Source organism: Streptomyces sp. NPDC038135 (assembly GCF_055601245.1).
The window spans coordinates 169,843-188,951 of the sequence record NZ_JBVJXS010000013.1 but is presented as its reverse complement, the minus strand read 5'-3'; the positions used below and the strand labels follow the sequence as shown (position 1 = coordinate 188,951).

Annotated in this window: 14 protein-coding genes; 2 read left to right on the top strand and 12 right to left on the bottom strand. The window is 68.2% G+C overall.

The features are described 5' to 3' along the window. Positions 1 to 405: 405 nt before the first annotated feature. Positions 406 to 534 (top strand): DUF6408 family protein, encoded by a 129-nt coding sequence (locus ACZ7JA_RS32935; RefSeq protein ID WP_470812050.1) that lies wholly within the window; start codon positions 406 to 408, stop codon positions 532 to 534. A gap of 52 nt (positions 535 to 586) precedes the next feature. On the opposite strand, the gene ACZ7JA_RS32930 is transcribed toward ACZ7JA_RS32935, so the two are convergent. The 12 genes from ACZ7JA_RS32930 to ACZ7JA_RS32875 form a co-directional block, all read right to left on the bottom strand. Then, the gene (locus ACZ7JA_RS32930) at positions 587 to 2,701 is read right to left on the bottom strand and encodes a DUF2075 domain-containing protein (protein ID WP_470812146.1); all 2,115 of its coding nucleotides are present in this window, start codon (positions 2,699 to 2,701) and stop codon (positions 587 to 589) included. A gap of 212 nt (positions 2,702 to 2,913) precedes the next feature. After that, on the bottom strand, positions 2,914 to 4,800 hold the full coding sequence (locus ACZ7JA_RS32925; protein ID WP_470812048.1) for a DUF2075 domain-containing protein: 1,887 nt from the start codon (positions 4,798 to 4,800) through the stop codon (positions 2,914 to 2,916). 269 nt (positions 4,801 to 5,069) lie between these two features. Beyond that, positions 5,070 to 5,630: a hypothetical protein gene (locus ACZ7JA_RS32920; RefSeq protein WP_470812045.1), complete on the bottom strand. Its 561-nt coding sequence runs from the start codon at positions 5,628 to 5,630 to the stop codon at positions 5,070 to 5,072. An 83-nt stretch (positions 5,631 to 5,713) separates the two neighbouring features. Continuing rightward, positions 5,714 to 6,250, bottom strand: coding sequence for a hypothetical protein (locus ACZ7JA_RS32915; RefSeq protein ID WP_470812043.1), 537 nt, complete (start codon positions 6,248 to 6,250; stop codon positions 5,714 to 5,716). Then, positions 6,247 to 8,556: a hypothetical protein gene (locus ACZ7JA_RS32910; RefSeq protein WP_470812041.1), complete on the bottom strand. Its 2,310-nt coding sequence runs from the start codon at positions 8,554 to 8,556 to the stop codon at positions 6,247 to 6,249. The genes ACZ7JA_RS32915 and ACZ7JA_RS32910 overlap by 4 nt, the downstream gene beginning before the upstream one ends. A 10-nt stretch (positions 8,557 to 8,566) precedes the next feature. After that, complete coding sequence (locus tag ACZ7JA_RS32905) at positions 8,567 to 9,121, bottom strand: hypothetical protein (protein ID WP_470812039.1); 555 nt, start codon at positions 9,119 to 9,121, stop codon at positions 8,567 to 8,569. 247 nt (positions 9,122 to 9,368) lie between these two features. Continuing rightward, positions 9,369 to 10,613, bottom strand: coding sequence for a L,D-transpeptidase (locus ACZ7JA_RS32900; protein ID WP_470812037.1), 1,245 nt, complete (start codon positions 10,611 to 10,613; stop codon positions 9,369 to 9,371). A gap of 278 nt (positions 10,614 to 10,891) precedes the next feature. After that, a complete protein-coding gene (locus ACZ7JA_RS32895; RefSeq protein ID WP_450744940.1) occupies positions 10,892 to 12,769 on the bottom strand; it encodes a discoidin domain-containing protein in 1,878 nt (625 codons plus the stop codon). A gap of 267 nt (positions 12,770 to 13,036) precedes the next feature. Continuing rightward, positions 13,037 to 14,434 carry a GH1 family beta-glucosidase gene (locus tag ACZ7JA_RS32890; RefSeq protein WP_470812034.1) on the bottom strand — a complete coding sequence of 466 codons (1,398 nt, stop codon included), beginning with the start codon at positions 14,432 to 14,434 and terminating at the stop codon, positions 13,037 to 13,039. Further along, on the bottom strand, positions 14,431 to 15,306 hold the full coding sequence (locus ACZ7JA_RS32885) for a carbohydrate ABC transporter permease (protein WP_351668927.1): 876 nt from the start codon (positions 15,304 to 15,306) through the stop codon (positions 14,431 to 14,433). Before ACZ7JA_RS32885 ends, ACZ7JA_RS32890 begins: the two co-directional genes overlap by 4 nt. Next, positions 15,299 to 16,285 (bottom strand): carbohydrate ABC transporter permease, encoded by a 987-nt coding sequence (locus tag ACZ7JA_RS32880; protein WP_351668928.1) that lies wholly within the window; start codon positions 16,283 to 16,285, stop codon positions 15,299 to 15,301. Before ACZ7JA_RS32880 ends, ACZ7JA_RS32885 begins: the two co-directional genes overlap by 8 nt. A 6-nt stretch (positions 16,286 to 16,291) precedes the next feature. Further along, positions 16,292 to 17,608 (bottom strand): ABC transporter substrate-binding protein, encoded by a 1,317-nt coding sequence (locus tag ACZ7JA_RS32875; RefSeq protein ID WP_403680845.1) that lies wholly within the window; start codon positions 17,606 to 17,608, stop codon positions 16,292 to 16,294. A gap of 195 nt (positions 17,609 to 17,803) precedes the next feature. Here ACZ7JA_RS32875 and ACZ7JA_RS32870 point away from each other — a divergent pair, with 195 nt between their 5' ends. After that, positions 17,804 to 19,093, top strand: coding sequence for an ROK family protein (locus ACZ7JA_RS32870; protein ID WP_470812030.1), 1,290 nt, complete (start codon positions 17,804 to 17,806; stop codon positions 19,091 to 19,093). Positions 19,094 to 19,109 lie beyond the last annotated feature (16 nt).

The following is a 19,109-nucleotide window of genomic DNA, read 5'->3' as shown; positions in this document are numbered from 1 at the left end:
TCATTCGAATTGGGGAAGCAGTGAAGCACGGTCCGCCCTGCTGCTTGGAGCCGCTTACGCGCACGCCTCCGGGAGCATGCGCAATCCTCCGCAACAACGCGTCGGGCGCGACCTGCTCGTCCTCACCGCCTTCGTCGACCGCTGAGGCGCGGAGCTGTACCCGCCCGCCGGCAAGACGCTCCGAGCCGAGCGTAGATCCTCGTTCTGAGGACGTACAACTAGGCGTGAAGTAGAGTTACTTGTGCTGCGCATTATCCCGGAGGGGTACAAGTGCGGAGTTCATGTGCCCTCGGAGGCATGTGGGCAGTGGTGGTGAATCGCCGTACGCCTGAGTGCGGTGTGTGAGCGGATGCCCGGTGGGCCGTCCCCCCACCATTCCTGCTCACCGCCGAGGAGTGGTCACCCATGGACCCTGTCGAGTACCAGCCTGCGCGTTACGTCCGGACCCGCAAGGTTCTGGCGAACGTCGCCATCAATGTGGTCGCCAACCTGTTGGCGAGCGCCATGATGTCGGCAGCGCACCTGCTCTTCTGAAGCAGGAGAGTGGCGGGCCCCGGGAGCCCGCCACTCCACTCGAGCCGAGGGCTCAGAACAACATCATCTCGTTCTTCCGCTTCGCTCTGTTCCGTGCCCGCCGTGCTCTGCGGCCCCGCGCGCCCCCGCCGTGGCGGGGGATCCTCAGCTCGGGCGGGATGGACTCCTGGGTCGGCCGCAGCCCGTGCGCGTCGGTTTCACCGACCAATTCCCTGAGGTGCCGCCGGGTCTCCTCGTCGGTGGAATAGAGCACGGTCGCCCGGCTCGCCCTGGTCAGCAGGACGTGGTAGGCGTGACGGACGCAGCGGGCGAAGTCGTCGTCCTCGAGGGTGCTGGTGCGGACCTTCGGATCGAGCGAGCCCGGTTTCGCCACCCGCATCACCCCTGCGTCGGGGTCCTTGCGCTGCTTTCCCCGCCGGAAGACCCAGCGGTCGGTGCGCCAGACCATGTCATCGCCCATGATCACCCCGCACCAGTCCCACTCGAGGCCTTGCGCCGTGTAGACACAGCCGATCTGCCCGATGCCGGCATCGTGCACGGGCCAAATCCTCGACGGAGGCTCGCCATTGGCGCAGAAGGACTCGCTCGAAGCGTTCCACGGACGGTGCCAGTCACCGATGCGCACGTCGTTCTGGAGGTTCTTGCCCCTGTCCGGCTTGCTCCAAGGCCAGCAGTAGCCCGCCACCATCCGGGCGGTCGCGCCGGCGTCGAACTCGGTGCGGACGATGCGCTCCATCTCGTCGGGCGTGTCGACGACCTCGATGTGCATGAGCCCGTCCGGAACCCACTCGTGCGCCGGCTGCGGCGACACACCGAGCAGTGCCCGGACCCAGCGGATGTAGGCGTCGCTGCCTCCGCACCGGTACTGCTCCACCAGACGGTAGTGACGGAAGACAGCACCGTGCCGCTGCGCGGCGTCCTCGATGAGTTCCGCTGTGCCCACCTCGTACGGGCGCACGGTCTGGGCCCCGTCGAGGAAGAACACGGTTAGGCGGGACGCCTCAATGAGTTCGTCCACCTGCGGCTTGGTGCCCTGCTTCTCCTCGGGCAGGCGCCAGTTCTTGGACATGTCCCGTAGCCGGTGCGCCTCGTCGCAGATCAATACGTCCAGCGGTGGCTCCGGCCTGTCCACGAAACTGCTGAAATAGGCGAAACGCTCCCGGAACTCGGATGCGGTGTATCCGACGTTCTCCTTGATCGCAGCGTTGAAGGCCCGCGATCCACTCGCGTACTTCACCGTTCGACCGGCGGCTTCGAGATCGGCTCGTAGCTGAAGCCCGATGGCGCTCTTCCCGGTACCTGCTCCGCCGGTGACGAGGAAGACGGCACGCTGCGGACGGGGAACTAGCGCCTCCCGATCCGGGGCGTCGAGAATGAGTTCCGAGGCCTCGAGCACGTCGTCGGCCACCTTCTTCTGCCGGCCTCGCAGGGTGAAGACCGTGTCCTCACCGTTCGACTTGACCATGGCGTCGAGCAGCGGCGTGTTACGGAGGTTCATCCGGTGCAGGATGTACTCGGCCGCGGAGTAGTCCTCCTCTCTGGTGAAGTGACGCTGCAGATCCTTGAGGAGCCTGGCCCGGGTGTCGCTCGTGTACGTACGGGCGTAAGGCCCCGTGGGTGCGTCGACACCGAGCAGCGGCCGGACAGATTCATCCGTGGCGTTGTGCAGGTAGGTGAAACCGCCGCATTCGAAATGCAATCCGTTCAGCGGGCCGCTGGGTCCGGTGAACAGTCCGTAGTACTCACCGAGTTGAAGGGCAGGGTGGGTGACGGGATCCTCGATGCCCGGTACGTATACGAGATCGGCCGTGGAAGCCTCCACCCTCGTCACCGACGCCCATTGCTTCAGCTCGACGAGCTGCACGGAGAGGGTGCCTTTCCCAGGATGCCTTCCCACGAGGACCACATCGATCTGGCCCTGCGTCTTCGCCACCTCTTCTGACGCGTCCACGGTGGGCGAACACTCGACGATCATCTCCACGTTGCCGCGTTCGGCAGCGACCAGGTCTTCCGCCAGCGAGACGAGGCTGCGCGCCCACGCAGAACGCTCGCCGTCAGAGGAATCGCCTCGCTGGAAGTGCACCCAGCGGGCCGCGAGGTGGGGCACCAGGCGGCGCCGTGCGTTCAGAGCAAGCAGGTCCCGTGCCGCTAATCGCAGCAGGAGCATGGACACGAGGAGGATCCCCCCAGAGCACGAATGACTCGTGCGGGTGGGGGCGTGTCCATGCAGGAAGCCCGTCGGGCCGCAACCGGTATCGAGGATCTTAAACAGGCAGCGCACCGGACCGGAAATGCCGAACGGCTTTCGGCCTGCTGAGGGAAAAGGTGTGGCCGGATCCGGCCAGGGGGGATGGTCCGGCCGTGTGTTGCGGGGCACGGTCAGGCCGTTGTCAGCTCTCGCACTACCCCACCCATCAGCTCCCGCAGCTTCTCCCGCGTCTCCAGGTCCGTCGAGTACACGATCGTGCCGATCATCCCTCGGGTCAGCAGCACCTTGTAGGTGTTGCGGATGAGGCGGTCGACGTCGGCGTCGGCGGTCGACTTCTTGAAAACCGGATCCTTGGACTGCGTGCGGTCCGTGATCCAGCGGTCCCCGCGCCAGACCAGGTCGGGTCCGAGGATCACGCCGGACCAGTCGTACTCGAAGCCCTGGGCGGTGTAGACGCAACCGACCTGCCCGAAGCCGGCCGGGTCGGTGGCCCAGAGTGCGGACGGCGGCGCACCGGAGACGGAACGGTCGCCGCGGAGGTTCCATGGCCTGGCCCACTCACCGATGACGACATCGGCGGGGAGCGGAGCGCCGGGCTTGGGTTCCGGCGACCAGGGCCAACAGTAGCCCGCGGACATGCGGGCGCCATAGCCTTGGGCCCTGCGGGCTTCGAGGAACGCTTCCAATTCCTGCGGACTGTCAGCGGCCAGCAATTGCATGCGGTCGTCGGGCTCCCAGACAACCGGGCCGCCGCGCTCCAAGCCGAGAAGGCGTTTCACCCAACGCAGGTAGGCATCGCTGCCGCCGCAGCGGAACTGACTCTCCAGCGGCACGACACGGCACTCGAGGCCTTTCGCGGCGGCCGCCGCCTTGATGTCCTCCACCGTGCCCATCTCGCCGGGGCGCACCACCTGGTGTTCGTCGAGAAGAAAGACGGGGACGCGGGCGACGTCGATCAGTTCATCGACCTGCCGCCTACCGGTGCGGTGAGCAGCCGAGGTGAAGCGGTTGGCGGAGGTCTCACGGATGCGGTGGGCCTCATCGCAGATCAGGACGTCAAGGGCGTTCTTCTCGGTGGTCATGAAGCTGTTGAAGTACTTGAAGAGATCCTGCACCTCGCGCTTGCGGGTACCGGCGACCTTGCGCATCGTCTTGGTGAAGGACTGGGAACCGGTCGCGTGCAGGGCCGGAACGCCTTGCCTGTACAGCTCGCCGAGCAAGGAGAGCGCGATGACGCTTTTACCGGTGCCGGGGCCACCGGTGATGACCACTATCTCCTTGTGATCGGACTGCTTGGCCTTGCGTACCGCGTTGAGCACCATGCGGTAAGCCACCTGCTGCTCGTCCAAGAGCACGAACTGCTCGCGCTCACGCACCTCCTGGGCCGCGACCGACATCAGCTGCTTTGACGGGACCGTCTTACCTGCCCGGAGTTCGTCGGCCGCACGTGCCCCGGGTGCCTTGTCGCTGAGCCTGGCGCGGAGGTGGTCGATGAACTCGCCGCGCCGTTCGCCGGTGAACAACTGCCCACGGTGGTCGAGTTCGATGGCACGGAGGCCGGCCACGCCGAACTCGGTGGCGTTGTGCAGGTACGCCACACCACTGACTCGGCCCGGGTGCTCGGCCACGGCCCCATTGAAGTTGACGAGGTACTCGCAGTAGCGGCGTACCTGCTCTATGGGGTTGAGGACGGGGTGAGCGTAGGCATCTATCCGACACAGCGCCGGGTCGTCCTCGTCGGGTTCCGCCTGGCTCCACTGCTTCAGTTCTACGACGACGTACGACGGTTCCCCCGTGACGGGATGCACTCCGGCGAGGATTGCGTCGGCACGCTTGCTGTTCAGCGGAAGGGCGTACTCCAGCATGATCTCGACTTCGCCGAGACCGGCGTCGTTGAGTGCGGCGGCGAGTGCGGGGATGCTCCGCTCCCAGGAGCGGACCTCAGCGGCGCTGGGCCGGTAGCCGTGCATGTGCGCGAACTGCTCGGTGAGGTGGAGGTAGAGCGAACTGTCGAGTGCCCTCTCGGCGATCGTTTGCGCGGACTCGCGGAACAGCAAGGGCTTCCCCCAGGCAGCACGAAATGACTCGTGCGGGTGGGGGCATGTCCTTCGAGACTCCACCTAAGTGGAGCGGAAGCCCGTCGGGCCGCAATGACAACGGAACAGAGATTACCCGGTGGTGCCGACCATGATGTCGGGGGCCGGGGCGATCGGTGGTCTACCGCCCAGGTGAGATTGCACCGTCACCGGAACCGGCACAGAGGCTGGTAGAAGCCGACGCGATTCTGACAGGGTGCACGGGCCGCGCCGGAGCTGCCTCCTGACACTCAGCCGATGCGCGGAGTGTCGTTCGAAAGGTGATCTGCACCGTCGCAAGCCCACAGTCCTCGGGCCTCCAACCGCAGGGTGTCGGCGACGAGCGCGGCCGTTTTCTGGATCACCGCCCGGTCGGACGTCACCTGGTACGTGACGTCGACCTCCACCACGGCCCTGCCCTGGTCCGAGGAGCAGCCAACGAAGAGGGAGGTGGTGTCCCCCTTGTGGAATCCCTCGGCCTCACCGAGTGTGATCCGGGTGGCGCCTGTCGCACTCGCGTCGCGGGCCACGTCCTTCATGGTGTGGTCCGCCTTGGCGTAGAGGCTGTGTTCGATCCGCACGGACTTGCCGCCGCCGTACACCTTGCAAGTACCGGGCACCTTCCTGGTGTACGGATGCTCCGGGTTGAGGACACCGGCGTGCCACTGCGTAAACGGCTCGCCCTTTTCCGGCAGCAGGGCCGCGACGTCTGCTCCGGGAAGGGCGTCGTCGCAGACGCGCGTCGGCACCGCGACGTCGGGCTTCTCGGACGGCCATACCTCCCATGCCACCATCCCGGCCACGCCGAGCACTCCCACGACGGCCAGAGCCGTCCGGAAGCCGAACAGGCGGCCCCGCTTTCCCGGACCTCCCGCCCGGCCGCCGCAGTCGCCGTTCAAGAGTCCCGCTTGCACACTTGCTGCTTCTTCAGCGAAGCCGTGTATCCCTGAATCAGCTCCTTCATCGAAGACTCATTCGGGCGGGCGGGCTTCAGTACCTTGACGAGGGTGCTGACGTCCTCCTGGACATGGGCACCGGTGCACTTGATCAGCGACACGGCGGCGTGATCGGCGTACGCGATCGAGTTGCCCTCCGCGGACTTCTGCTCCTGGACCGCGAGTCGGCTCCGCAAAATGTGCCGCGCCGAGTCACCGGCGTCGATGCGTTCTCCGCTCACTTGCAGCACCGTGGCGTCGTCGACCTTGACACCGCACAGCGCGGAGCCGTCGTCGAGACTTCCACGACGCTCCACGGTGAGCCGCTCACCCGACTCGGGCAGGAGCCGTGCAAGCGCATGGGTCGGGACCGATACCCCGCAGAGGGTCTTCGGAACGGCGAACCCCTGCTCGGGCGCCTCCGAATCACAGCCGACCACCGTGACCGCGGCGATGAGGAGCAGGCCGCCGAGCGGGACATGCGATGAGAATCTCAATGCTTGCTACTCTCCGATTTCCACTGTGCGCCGTCGGAGTGGCTGTGACCGGCCGAAGTGCGCGCTGCTCTCCTGAGATCGTCGGCGGTGTCGGGGTCGATGGTGTTGTTGTTCAGCAGAGCGTGATCGACGGCGGACCGGGCGGAATCCAGAGCTGCTTCCCGTCCGTTGGTGTACTCCGCGCCGGCTTCCGCCTCCGCCTCGCTCGAGGTGTCCTGCTCGATGCTCTTCATGATGGATTCCTGGATGTCCTCCGAGGCCCATTCGAGAGGAGCACCGGCAATGGGGACGCGCTCACCGACCTTTTCCAGACCCATGCCCAGGATGCGGTTCACCCACTTCTGCTTCTCGGCCGCAGCCTCGTTGAAATCCGTGTCGGAAGCAGTGTGGTACTCGTAGATCGCATGAGCCCGGGCGTCGCTCATGATGCCGGCGATCGCGGAACCGGGGGCGACCGCGGCGCCCACGCGCCCGTCCAGCGACGCTGTCGAGTGGGTGGGGTCGTTGATGACGTGGTCCACGACATCGGTCGTGTACGTCTGCTGTGCGGTGGTGATGGCGGAATAGGCGTCGGGGTCCTGACCCACCTCGCCCAGGAAGCGGGCGACGTTGTTCGCGTCGAGGTCGGCCGAGGCGCCGAACGACGGGAAGAGATCGCTGCTGGGGTCCTCGTCGTACATGGCTCGCTGGAAGTCACCCATGTACTCGGCGGTGATGTCGCCGAGGCTTCCGCGCAGGCCGTACAGCGGACCGGTCTCCTCTCCGTCCAGATCCCCGTTCTCGTTGTGCCGGATGAGTTCCGGGTCGCCTCCGAACTTGTTGACGATGTCGCTGACCAGATGCGCTTGCGCCTCGGTGTGCTGAACTGCAGCGGCAGAGGCGTCGCTGTCGTACGGCCGACCGGTGGTCGCCGCCTCCAGTGCGTGGCCGAGGGCCTCAGGACCGAAGGTCAGGGCCGCCTTGGACTTGTCCTCGTCGGCCAGGACGTTCGTCGCGTTCGTATCGACCGTCCACTCGAAATCCTTGTCGGTGAAGAGATCGAGGTACGAGGTGAAGCCGGGGTCGCCGCCCTTCTTCACCGTCCCGTCTTCGTTGTACGCAGTCGGCGTTCCGGTGAAGAACTTCTCCGCGGCCTCCGGACTGTGGCCCAGCGATTCCAGGACACTGTTCAGCGGGTCGTTACCCGAGCCCAGCTTCCCGGAGGGATTGAATCCGTACGTGTCCGGGCTGCCCGCAGGCTTGGTGGACAGGAAGAAGTACGGGTCCTTCTTGTGGAGCTGGGTGATGTGCTCCGCGATGGGGTTGATGAAGCGGGAGTCGTAGTTGCCGTAGCGCAGCAGGCCGCCGAGGACTTGGTAGCCGTACGGCTTGTTCCACTGGCCGCGTTCCCAGGCGATCTGCTGGGTGCCCAGGCGCCGGAACTGCGCGCCCCAGTCGCCGGACAGATGCTGCTTGTGGTCGGGGTCCGTGGCGTTGGCGAGCGTGTACCCCATGACTTTCTGCAGGTCCTGTACCGCGTCGAGCCGGGTCTTGCTCGCGTCGCCGCCGGTGCCGTCGATCGACATCGCGGCGTAGAACTGAAGCGTCTTCTCCGGTCCACCGAGTCCCTCGTAGAACTCGGTGGCGAACTCGCCGTCCTTCTCTGCGGAGTTGAAGCGCAGGAGTTCGTTGAGTTCGCGCAGCTCCGCGTCGGACATCTTGTCGCCCTTGTGTGCCAGTTCGACGGCGCGCTCGACCTCGGCGTCATTGAGGGACTCGTACTTGCTGTGGCCCGCGTTGTAGGCGTCGCTGCCGTGGCTCTTGGTCAGGGCACGGGCGACCGAGGCATCGATCTCGGTGGCGTGGGCGAGGATCCGATTGATCCGGTCCTCCAGCTCTTGCCGCTGGTCGAGTTGGTTTTGCGTGCGCTCGTCGGTGTCCCCGCGCACGTGCGGGAAGTAGCAGCGGACCCTGCCGCCGCCGACGTCCTCCACACGGATGCCCAATTTCGCGGCATCATCATGGACAGCGCTCTTCATCTGCTTCTGCAGCGACTCGAGCTCGGTGTGCCCGTCCTCGAGGACCCGGTAGATGCTGTTGGCCTCGGTGTGCAGGTCGAAGATCTCCTTGGCCGTCTTGGCCACGAACCCCCTCGTCACCGTGGCGTTCACGCCGGCCCACCGCGCGGAGTCCGATTTGGCTTGCATGCCTTTACGCGCGTTCTCCGCCGACTTCTGCAGGCCTTCGACGGCCTTCTTCCAGTCGGACACCGCACTCGCGAGCTTGCCGAGGTCGACCTCAACCAGGTCGGTGAAGGTGAGAGCCATCAGCGGTCCCTTACTTGAAGTACTCGTCGAGCTGCGACACGGACGTGGCGGAGCCGTCACTGCCACGCAGTACCGCACCGATCTTGGTGTCGTCCTCCGAGTGCCGTTTCTTGGTGTAGTCCAGGTGGTCGGAGATGTGCGCACACGCCTGCAGGACTGCCTTGACCTGCGAGGACCACATCTCGATGGTCGCCTCCAGGGCACCACCGGTTTGGAACCCGTGCGACTTCAAGGTGGCGGCGGCCTGGGCCGTCGAGCCGTTGCCAGTCCCGGCGATGTCGGCCTGACTCTTCACGTCGTCGTAAAGGATGTCGGCCTCATGGCCCACGGCGCCCAAATCGTCCTGGTGGACCACCAGGTCTCCGGCGCCTCCGCCGCCCTCGTCCGGCGGCACGTGGTTGAGTCGCGTGTGGGTCTGCCCCCGCCCGGCCGCCTGGGCCTTCAACTGCTCCCACTCGTCCCATGCCATGCCGGGATCCCCTTCCCCCTTGCGGACGATCCAGTGCCCGATCAAATTAGCAACCCGGCCGAGGCAGGTGTGCGTCAGGCCCGCAGTGCCTCGCATGCCGGCTGTGAAGATTTCAGGCAGACGCGGCCGCACTCGGGCGCATCGTCACCCCTTCTCTTCCGCACGCCGGGCGATGGCATCTTCCATCGGCCCACGCATCAAGATCACGGCGAAGCTCAGCACATCCTGCCGCACCGGGGCACACGCTCTGACCGCCCTGGAACAGCCAGGCGGCGGCCGACTCGGTGTCGGCCGCCGCCTGGCGGAGAAGACGCCCCTCAGGGGCGTCGAATCGGGTCCAGCGTCAGTTGGTCGCGCTTCCCGCGGTCCACTCGCTCCACGGCACGTTCCAGTCGCTGAGGCCGTTGTCCGGGGACAGCTTGGACTTGTCGTCGGAGTTCTTGACGATCACGACGTCACCGATCAGCGAGTGGTCGAAGAACCAGGCGGCGGGCTTCGTGGCGTCGCCGCCGCCCTTGACGTCCTTCAGGCCCACGCAGCCGTGGCTGGTGTTGACCTTGCCGAAGACCGAGTCGGCGCCCCAGTAGTTGCCGTGGATGAACGTGCCCGAGTCGGACAGGCGCATGGCGTGCGGCACGGCGGCGATGTTGTACGAGGGCTTGCCGTCCTTCTCCGTGAGGTTGACGCTCGCGGCGTTCATACGGATGTGCCGGAACTTCTCGGAGATGACCATCTGGCCGTTGTACGTCGGGTGCTCGGCGCTGCCGGACGAGATCGGGATGGTCTTGATCTTCTTGCCGTCCCGCACGACGGTCATCTTCTTGGTCTTGGCGTCGACCGTGCTGACCTGGCTCCGGCCGATCTTGAACGTGACCGTCTTCTGGACGCCGCCGAGGTTCATGTCGACGGTGACGGTCGAGCCGGGCTTCCAGTAGCTCTCGGGGCGGAAGTCCAGACGGCCGTCGTTGAGCCAGTGGCCGACGACCTGCTGGCCGCTGCTGGAGCTGACCTGGATCTCCGACTGCACGGCGGCCTTGTCGGTGATCGCCTTGTCGAAGGTGAAGGACACCGGCATGCCCACGCCAACGGTCGAGCCGTTCTGGGGAGAGAGGTGCCCGATGAAGTCGTTGCCCGGGGAGACCGTGGCGATCGTGGCGTTCTCGGTGGCGGCGCGGCCCTGAGCGTCCTGGGCCTCCGCCGCGACCTGGTACCTCGTGGCCGGCTTCAGCGCGCCGTCCTGCTGCCAGGACGTGCCGTCCGCGGACAAGGTGCCGGGGATCTCGGCGCCGGTCGCCACGGCGGTCATGGTGACCTTCGTAAGCTTGCCGTCACTGACGGTGACCTTCACGGGATCGTCGACCCCGACATTGTGGGCGCCCTGCCCGGGCGTGATCTTTATTCGGGCGTCGGAGACGTCCTGGGTGGCGGTCGGAGCCGCCGAGGGCGCGGTCGCCCCCGGGGTCGCGGAAGTGTCCGGAGCGGCCGAGGTCGCCGGAGCCGCCGGGGCCTGGGTCTGCTGCTGGTCACCGGCGCCGTTGCCGCCGGTGGCGGCGTGGCCGGTGCCGCCCAGAGCCGTCACTGCGAGCACACCGCCGAGTACGCCGGCCGCAGCCACCAGCCTGGTGCGTCGTGTTCGTACCGGGGTCAAACTCTTCTCCCATGCCGTTGATCTCGGATTGCGGGACTGGTTGCCCAAGGGTCACAACCGTCCTTCGATCCACTTATACACATTCGCCCGCTCTTAACGGGCAAATTGTGCTGAAGGCCACCCATCGCCGGAGGGGGTCACAGCGCCCCGTGACCACCGGTCCGAGGCGGCGGCCGGGTGAGCCGCCCGGCCGCCGCCGTCCCGGGGTGTGGCCGGTGTCACCCCTTCTGCTCCACCCGCACCCAGTCCACCTCGGCCTGCACTCCCCCGCCCGCGATCCGGTCCACGCTGGACTGCGGCAGGCCCCAGTAGGGGGTCGTCACCTTGTTCCAGCCGGCCGGGTACGCGCCGCCCAGGGCGAGGTTGAGGATGACGTACTGGTTGTGGTCGTAGACCCACTGGCCGCGGGTCGACTCCAGCTTGTTGCGGGTCGTCTCCTGGACCAGGCGGTCGTCGACGTAGAAGCGCATGGCCGTCGGGGTCCATTCGACGGCGTAGGTGTGCCACTGGTCCGCCGTGCCGCCGCCGGTGTACGTCTGGCGCGCGCCGATGTTGCCGTCCGCCGAGTAGCCGGGGCCGTGCAGGGCCGAGCTGGTCCAGTCGCCGTAGCCGATGTTCTCCATGATGTCGGTCTCGCCGGAGGCCGGCCAGGAGACGGACGGGTTGTCGACGTCGCTGCCGAGCAGCCAGAAGGCGGGCCAGAAGCCGTCGCCGACCGGGAGCCTCATACGCGCGCTGACCTTGCCGTAGGTGAAGTCGAAGTGGGTGTTGGTGTCGATGCGGCCCGAGGTGAAGTCGTAGGTGCCGCCGCCCGCCTTCGTGCAGCCCTTGCAGTACCTGGCCTTCAGGATCAGGCTGCCGTCGCGGGTCTGGATGTTGTCCGCGGAGTCGACGTAGGCCTGTGACTCGCCGTTCACCGGGCCCATCTCCGTGCCGGTGCGGACGACGCGCCACTTGGAGCGGTCCAGTGCGGCGCCCGTGAAGTCGTCGAAGAAGGTGGTGCGGTAGCCGCCCGGCTGGTCGGCCGGGAGTGCCGGGTACGCGGCTGAGGCGGAGCCACCGGTGCCCCAGACCTGGAACTCGTAGAGGGAGTAGCCGAACTGGGCCGTCGCGGGGGCCGGGTTGTAGAAGGAGCGGCGCTCCTTGCCGAGCATGCGGACGTAGCGGCCGGTGACCGGGGACGGCAGCTTCACCGTGTCGTGCAGGCCCGTCGCCTCGGACGGCGACTTCACGTTCGCGCGGCGGGCGGCGACGTCCGCGGCCGACGGCTCGTAGACCGTGCGCCAGGTGCGGTTGTCGTCCGAGACCTGGAGGAGGTAGTCGACCGCGTACGCGGACTCCCAGTACAGGTCCACCGTGTCGATCGTCGAACGTGCGCCGAGGTCGACCGACACCCAGCGGTCCGCGTTCCAGTCGCTGGACCAGCGGGTGCTGTCGGACTTCAGGTCGGCGGGCCAGCCGCCGTCCGTGACGAACGCCGGTGAGTTGCCCGCGTGCTGGTAGTAGTCGGAGTAGGCCGGGTGGTTCAGGGCCAGGTTGGTGCGGGTCGTCGAGGCGGGGGCCGGTTCGCCGCCGTAGACCTTGAAGTTCCAGAGGGAGTAGCCCCAGGGCGTGGCGCGTTGCAGGCCGCGCAGGCGGACGTAGCGGCCGGTGACCTCCTGCGGGTAGGTGTGGGCGGTGACGGAGCCTCCCGTGCCGTCGGTCTCCGTGTAGAAGGGCGTCCAGTCGGTGCCGTTCCCGGAGACCTCCAGGACGTAGCGCTTGCCGTAGGCGGCCTCCCAGTCCAGGACGACGCGGTCGACGCGGACGGTGGCGCCGAGGTCCACGCGGATCCAGGCGTCGTCGGCGAAGTCGCTGGACCAGCGGGTGGCGCCGTTGCCGTCGAAGGCCAGTCCGGGGGCGGTGCCGGCGTTCTCGCTGCCGGAGGCGGTGACGGCGGCCGGGTTCAGGGCGTACGCGGCGGCCGCGCGGTCGGTGTCCCAGGCGACGGCGGCCGGGGCGGCGTGCGCGGGGGCGGCCAGGAGCGGGCCGGAGGTCAGCAGGGCCGCGGTGGACAGGGCGGCGGCGAGCAGGGTGCGCGGGATGCGGGATGGCATGCGGCTCTCCTCAGTGGGGGTGGGGAAGGATCCAGCGGTGCGCGCCTATGACAGGAGCATGACAGTTCAGTGAGATGTGCGATGTGCGATGTGCGACGCGGTGCGCGACGCGCGGTGTGCGACGCGTCATGCGGACCGGTGGGCGCGGGTTCCCGCACCGCGCCCACCGGTCGTCCGGGCCGGACTCAGACGGCCCGGCGTATCAACGGGCCCTGAGTCGGCCCGGCGTGTGGAGGGCCCCGAGTCGGCCCGGTGTGTCGAGCGGCCTCAGGCGGCTCGGCGGGACTGGCCGCGGTGGACTCGGACGATGTCCGCGTACCGGTGGCCGCTGCCCTTGATCGTGCGGATCTGGGTGTCGTAGTCGACGTGGACCAGGCCGAAGCGCTTGTCGTAGCCGTACGCCCACTCGAAGTTGTCCAGCAGCGACCAGGCGAAGTAGCCGGCCAGCGGGGCGCCCTTGCGGGCGGCGGAGGCGCAGGCGGCGAGGTGCCGCTCCAGGTACTCCTGGCGCTCCGGGTCGTCCACGGTGCCGTCGGGGCGGACCACGTCCGGGTAGGCCGAGCCGTTCTCGGTGACGTAGAGCTTGCGGGCGCCGTACTCCTCGGTGAGGCGCAGCAGCAGGGATTCGATGCCGCTCGCGTCGATCTCCCAGTCCATCCCGGTGCGCGGGACGTCGGGCCGGCGGACCGAACGGGCGTGGGGCGCGGGGCCGTCGGGGTCGTCGGCGACGTAGGCCGGGAAGTAGTAGTTCAGGCCCAGCCAGTCCAGCGGGGCCGCGATCGTCTCCAAGTCACCCGGCTGTTCCGGGAGTTCCACGCCGTACGTCTCGAGCATGTCGGCGGGGAATCCGCGGCCGTGCACCGGGTCGAGCCACCAGCGGTTGACGTGGCCGTCGTGGCGGCGGGCGGCCGCCACGTCCTCGGGGCGGTCGGTGGCGGGGAAGACGGTGGAGAGGTTGTTGACGATGCCGATCCGGGCGTCGGGGACGGCGGCGCGGAGCGCCTGGGTGGCGAGGCCGTGGCCGAGGAGCAGGTGGTACGAGGCGCCGACGGCCGCGGTCAGGTCGGTCCAGCCGGGGGCCATGGTGCCTTCGAGGTGCCCGATCCAGGCCGAGCAGGAGGGCTCGTTGAGGGTGGCCCAGAGCTTGACGCGGTCGCCGAGGCGTTCGGCGACGGCCGAGGCGTAGTCGGCGAACGCCGACGCGGTGGCGCGTTCCGGCCAGCCGCCCCGGTCCTGGAGCGCCTGGGGCAGGTCCCAGTGGTAGAGGGTGACGGCCGGGGTGATGCCCGCTTCCAGCAGGGCGTCCACCAACTGGTCGTAGAAGGCGAGCCCCTTGGCGTTCACGGCGCCCGTGCCGCCGGGGATCACCCGTGGCCAGGCGATGGACAACCGGTAGGCGTTGGTGCCGAGTCGGCGCATCAGGGCGATGTCCTCGCGCCAGCGGTGGTAGTGGTCGCACGCGACGTCGCCGTTGTCGTCGTTCGCGATCTTCCCGGGAGTGTGCGAGAAGGTGTCCCAGATGGAGGGTGCACGGCCGTCCTCGTCGACGGCCCCCTCGATCTGGTAGGCCGCTGTGGCCGTGCCCCACAGGAAGTCGTGCGGGAGTGCGGCGAGGTCGATGCGGTCGGACACGGGAGCCCCTTCGTGATACGGGAGGGTGGTCATTTGACGGCGCCCGCCGTCAGACCGGTGACGAGATAGCGCTGCAGGAGGAGGAAGCCGGCCACCACGGGCACGCTGACGACCAGCGAGGCGGCCATGATCTGGTTCCAGTAGACGTCGTTGAGGGTGGAGTAGCCCTGGAGGCCGACGGCCAGGGTGCGGGTGGCGTCGTTGGTCATGACGGACGCGAAGAGGACCTCTCCCCACGCGGTCATGAACGCGTAGACGGCGACCGCGACGATGCCGGGGACGGCGGCCGGCACCACGATCCTGAACAGCGCCTTCAGCGGGCCGCAGCCGTCGACCAGCGCGGCCTCGTCCAGGTCGCGCGGAACCGAGTCGAAGTACCCGATCAGCATCCAGATGGAGAACGGCAGGGAGAAGGTGAGGTACGTCAGGATCAGGCCGCCGCGGGAGCCGAACAGGGCGATGCCGGTGGCGTTGCCGATGTTGACGTAGATCAGGAACAGCGGGAGCAGGAAGAGGATGCCGGGGAACATCTGCGTCGACAGGACGGTGACCGTGAAGACGCGTTTGCCGCGGAACTCGTAGCGGCTGACCGCGTACGCCGCGAAGACCGCGATGACCACCGAGCAGATCGTGGCCGCGCCCGCCACGATCAGGGAGTTCACGAAGTACTTCGCGAGCGGGACCGTGGACCAGATGTCGATGTAGGGCCGGATGGTGAGCCCGCTGGGCAGCCAGCGGAACTTCCCGGTGACGTCGGCGAGCGGCTTCAGCGAGCTGGAGACCATCACGTACACCGGCACCAGGACGAAGCCGGTCAGCAGGGTGAGGAAGATCCGCCGCGTCCACAGGAAGGAACGGGGCGGCGCCATCGGCGACTTGGGCGCCGCGGTGCCGGGGCTAGACATCGGCGGTCCTCCGTCCGCGTGCGGTGAACAGCAGGTAGACGCCGGTCACGACCAGCAGGAAGAGCAGCAGCAGGACCGACATCGCGGCGCCGGTGCCGAAGTTCCAGGTCACGAACGAGGCCTGGTAGATGTGGACGGAGATCAGGTCGGCGGCCTCCGGGGCGGCCTTGCCGAACAGCACGTACGGCGTGTTGAAGTCGTTGAACGTCCACAGGAACAGCACCAGGACCAGCACCTGGTTGACCGGTCGCAGCGACGGCAGGGTGATGCGGCGGATCTGCTGCCACACCCCGGCGCCGTCGAGCGCGGCCGCCTCGTACAGCTCCTTGGGGATGTTCTGCAGGCCGGCCATCACGATGAGGAAGGCGAACGGCCAGCCCTTCCACACCGAGACGGTCAACAGGGCGTAGAAGCTGTTGTCGCCGATGAGCCAGAACGACGGCTTGTCGGTGAGGTGGAGCTGGTCGTGCAGCACGTGGTTCACCAGGCCGTTGTCGTGCTGGAACATGAACACCCAGGTGATGACGGCCGCGTAGACGGGCAGCGCGTACGGCACCAGGAACAGGGCGCGCAGCAGTCCGCGGCCGCGGAAGGTGTCCTGCATGAAGACGGCGGCGGCGGTGCCGATCAGCCAGCACAGGCCGACCGAGAGCAGGGTGAAGCCGACGGTCACGAAGAACGAGTGCAGCAGCGCCTCGCCGACCGGGGCGTCGAAGTCGACCGACACCTTGTAGTTGCCGAGGCCGGACCACGGGGCGCTGCCCCAGTCGCGGATGTAGAACTGGGTGAGTTCCTTGAAGCTCATCACCGTGCCGATGACCATCGGCACCAGGTGGACCAGGAGTTCGAGCAGCAGGGCGGGCAGGAGCAGCAGGTACGGCAGTCCGATGCGGCGGATCCGCCCGGTGCGGCGGCGGGGTTCGCGCGCCGCACCGGGGGACGTTCGACGCACCGGCTCCTTGAGAGCGGTGGAGGTCATGTCGGGTCAGGCCGCCGGCATCTGCTGCTGGGCCTTCTCCAGCTTCGCCTTGACGGAGTCGGTGGTCACCGCGCGGCCGGCGGCGGCGTCGGCGAACAGGTCCTTGACGGCCGTGCCGACCGCCGTCTCGAACTGCGACTCCGAGGCGACCTGCGGCAGCGCGGCCGCGCTGGTGGCGAGGGTGCTCTTGAGCACCGCGTTGGACGGCGAGTTGAACGCCGCGTCGGCCTGGGCCCCCTTCACCGGCGGGATGGAGGTGTAGGCCTTGTTGAGGATCTTCTGCTCGGCGTCGCTGGTCATGAACTTCACGAACTTCGTGGCGCCGTCGAGGTTGTGGCTGTTCTTGAACACGGCGATGTTGATGCCGGCGACCATGGAGTTGGTCTGCGCGCCGGTGCCGGGGGTGCCGGACCGGACGGGGACCGGGGCGATGCCGTAGGCGTCCTCGCTCATGCCCTGCGACTTGAGGTTGGAGGCCGCGGACTGCCACAGCAGCATGGCCTGCTTGCCCTTGGCGAAGTCGCTGACGGACTGGTTCTGCGCGTACTCGGCGTCACCGGTCGGGATGACCTTGTCCTTGGCCATCAGGTCGACGTACTGCTTGACCGCCTCGACCACCTTGGGGTTGGTGAAGTCGGGCTTGCCGTCGGCGGTGAAGAAGTCCGCGCCGTGCTGCTTGGCGAAGACGAAGACGTGGTGGATGTTCTCCGAGACGTTGGCGCCCTCGGCGCCGAGCGGCGACTTGCCCTTCGCCTTGATCTTCTTGCCGTCGGCGACCAGCTCGTCCCAGGTGGCCGGGGGCTTGGAGATGCCGGCGTCGGCGAAGATCTGCTTGTTGTAGTAGAGGGCGTACGCCATCGAGTACAGCGGCACCGCGGCCGGGTCCTTGCCCTGGACGCCGGTCGAGCCGAGCGCGGAGTCGACGAAGCGGTCCTTTCCGCCGATCTTGTCGAAGTTCTTCGCGTCCCACGGCAGCAGCGCGCCCGTCGCCTGCAGGGAGGCGCTCCAGGTGTTGCCGATGTTCAGCACGTCCGGGCCCTGGCCGGAGGTGGTGGCGGTGAGGATCCGGTTGAGCAGGTCGGACCAGGGCACGACCTCCAGCTTCACCTTGATGCCGGTCTGCTTCTGGAACTTGTCGAGTTCGGGCTGCAGGACCTTCTTGTCGACCGCGATGCTGGCGCCCTGGTTGGAGGCCCAGTAAGTGAGCGTCTTCGGCGAGTCGTTGGACCCGCCGCCGCTCGACGAACCCCCTCCGCAGGCCGTAGCCGCGAGGGCGAGAGACATGGTGACGGCGCCTACGGCCGCGGCTCGGATGCTGCGCATGGCTCCTGGTGTCCCTTTCCGGGAGTCGATACCCCTCGGGGCTGATCGCGAAGGCCGACACCCCGTTCGGCTTCCGAAGCCCCTCATGGCTTAATTTAGGATGTGAGTTAAACCTCAAGAGAAACGCTCGTCAAGAGATCCGGCAGCGGTATCCGGTCCGGCGGGCGGCGATTGGGCGCGGATCAGGGAGGTCGGGTGGCAGGGCTGGGCGGCCGTACGGTGCGTGACCTGCGGCGGGAGAGCCGGGGCGCCGTTCTGCAACGGTTGTATTTCGATGGGCCGATGAGCCGGCGGGCGCTGGTCCCGGCGACCGGACTGAGTTCGGGCTCCGTCAGCAACGTCGTGGCCGAACTGCTGGCCGACGGCCTGGTCGAGGAGGCGGGCAGCGTCGGCTCCGACGCGGGGCGGCCGCGCCGGCTGCTGCGGATACGCCCGGACAGCGGATGCCTCGTCGGCGTCGACGTCGGCGAGACCCGGGTACGGGTGGAGCTGTTCGACCTGGCCCTGCGCGAACTGGCGCGGACAGACAGGCCGTTGGGGTCGCGCGGCTACGACGTCGACGCGGTCGTCGGCCATGTTCACGAGGGCGTCGCCGAGGTGCTCGCCACGGGCGGGCCAGCCGCCAGTGATCTGCTGGGCGTGGGCATCGGCGTGCCCGGCATCGTCGAGGAGGCGGAGGGCGCGGTCGTCCACGGGCAGACGGTCGGCTGGGACGCCGTCCCGCTGGAGCGCCTTCTCCGGCGTCACGGCGCCGGTCAAGTCCCGTCTGAGGTGCCGTACTTCATCGACAACGGCGCGAAGACCCTCGGGCAGGCCGAGATGTGGTTCGGCGCCGGGCGCGGGGCCCGTAACGCGGTGGTGGTGCTGTTCGGCTCGGGCGTCGGCGCGTGCGTCGTCACGGAGGAGGCGGCCCAGGGACGGGCCGTGGAGTGGGGGCATCTGACGGTACGGGTCGGCGGGCGCCGGTGCCGGTGCGGCGCCCGGGGCTGCCTGGAGGCGTACGCGGGCGCGGAGGCCCTCGTGGCACGGTGGCGGGAGGCGGGCGGACGCCCCTCGGCCGGCGCGGACGAGGAGACGGCGCTGACCGAACTGCTCGCCGCGGCCCGCCCCGCCGACGGCCGCGCGCCTGACCCGGTGGCGGCGGCCGTGCTCGCCGAGACCGCCGAGTACCTGGGCGCGGGCCTGTCCGACCTGATCAACCTGTTCCAGCCCGAGCGGCTGCTGATCGGCGGCTGGGCCGGGCTGCAACTGGGCGGCGCGTTCCTGGACCAGGTCCGCGAGCACGCTCTCGCGCGGGCGCTGCGCTTCCCGGCGGGCCGGGTCCGCATCGAACTGGGGCTGCTCGGCCCGGACGCGGTCACCGTGGGCGCCGCGGTGCTGCCGCTGGCCGCGTTCTTCGCGCGGGGCGGCGGGCGGCCGAGGCCCGCCGGCCGGCCGATGTCGTCACCGGCTTGGCGGGTGGCGCTGGACGGGCGGCTGGTGTGAGCGGGTGAGTGGCGGG

Coding starts and splice junctions, on each gene's coding strand:
- ACZ7JA_RS32935 (WP_470812050.1), top strand. CDS start 406: ATGGACCCTGTCGAGTACCAGCCTGCGCGTTACGTCCGGACCCGCAAG.
- ACZ7JA_RS32930 (WP_470812146.1), bottom strand. CDS start 2,701: ATGCTCCTGCTGCGATTAGCGGCACGGGACCTGCTTGCTCTGAACGCA.
- ACZ7JA_RS32910 (WP_470812041.1), bottom strand. CDS start 8,556: ATGGCTCTCACCTTCACCGACCTGGTTGAGGTCGACCTCGGCAAGCTC.
- ACZ7JA_RS32905 (WP_470812039.1), bottom strand. CDS start 9,121: ATGCGAGGCACTGCGGGCCTGACGCACACCTGCCTCGGCCGGGTTGCT.
- ACZ7JA_RS32895 (WP_450744940.1), bottom strand. CDS start 12,769: ATGCCATCCCGCATCCCGCGCACCCTGCTCGCCGCCGCCCTGTCCACC.
- ACZ7JA_RS32890 (WP_470812034.1), bottom strand. CDS start 14,434: ATGACCACCCTCCCGTATCACGAAGGGGCTCCCGTGTCCGACCGCATC.
- ACZ7JA_RS32885 (WP_351668927.1), bottom strand. CDS start 15,306: ATGTCTAGCCCCGGCACCGCGGCGCCCAAGTCGCCGATGGCGCCGCCC.
- ACZ7JA_RS32880 (WP_351668928.1), bottom strand. CDS start 16,285: ATGACCTCCACCGCTCTCAAGGAGCCGGTGCGTCGAACGTCCCCCGGT.
- ACZ7JA_RS32875 (WP_403680845.1), bottom strand. CDS start 17,608: ATGCGCAGCATCCGAGCCGCGGCCGTAGGCGCCGTCACCATGTCTCTC.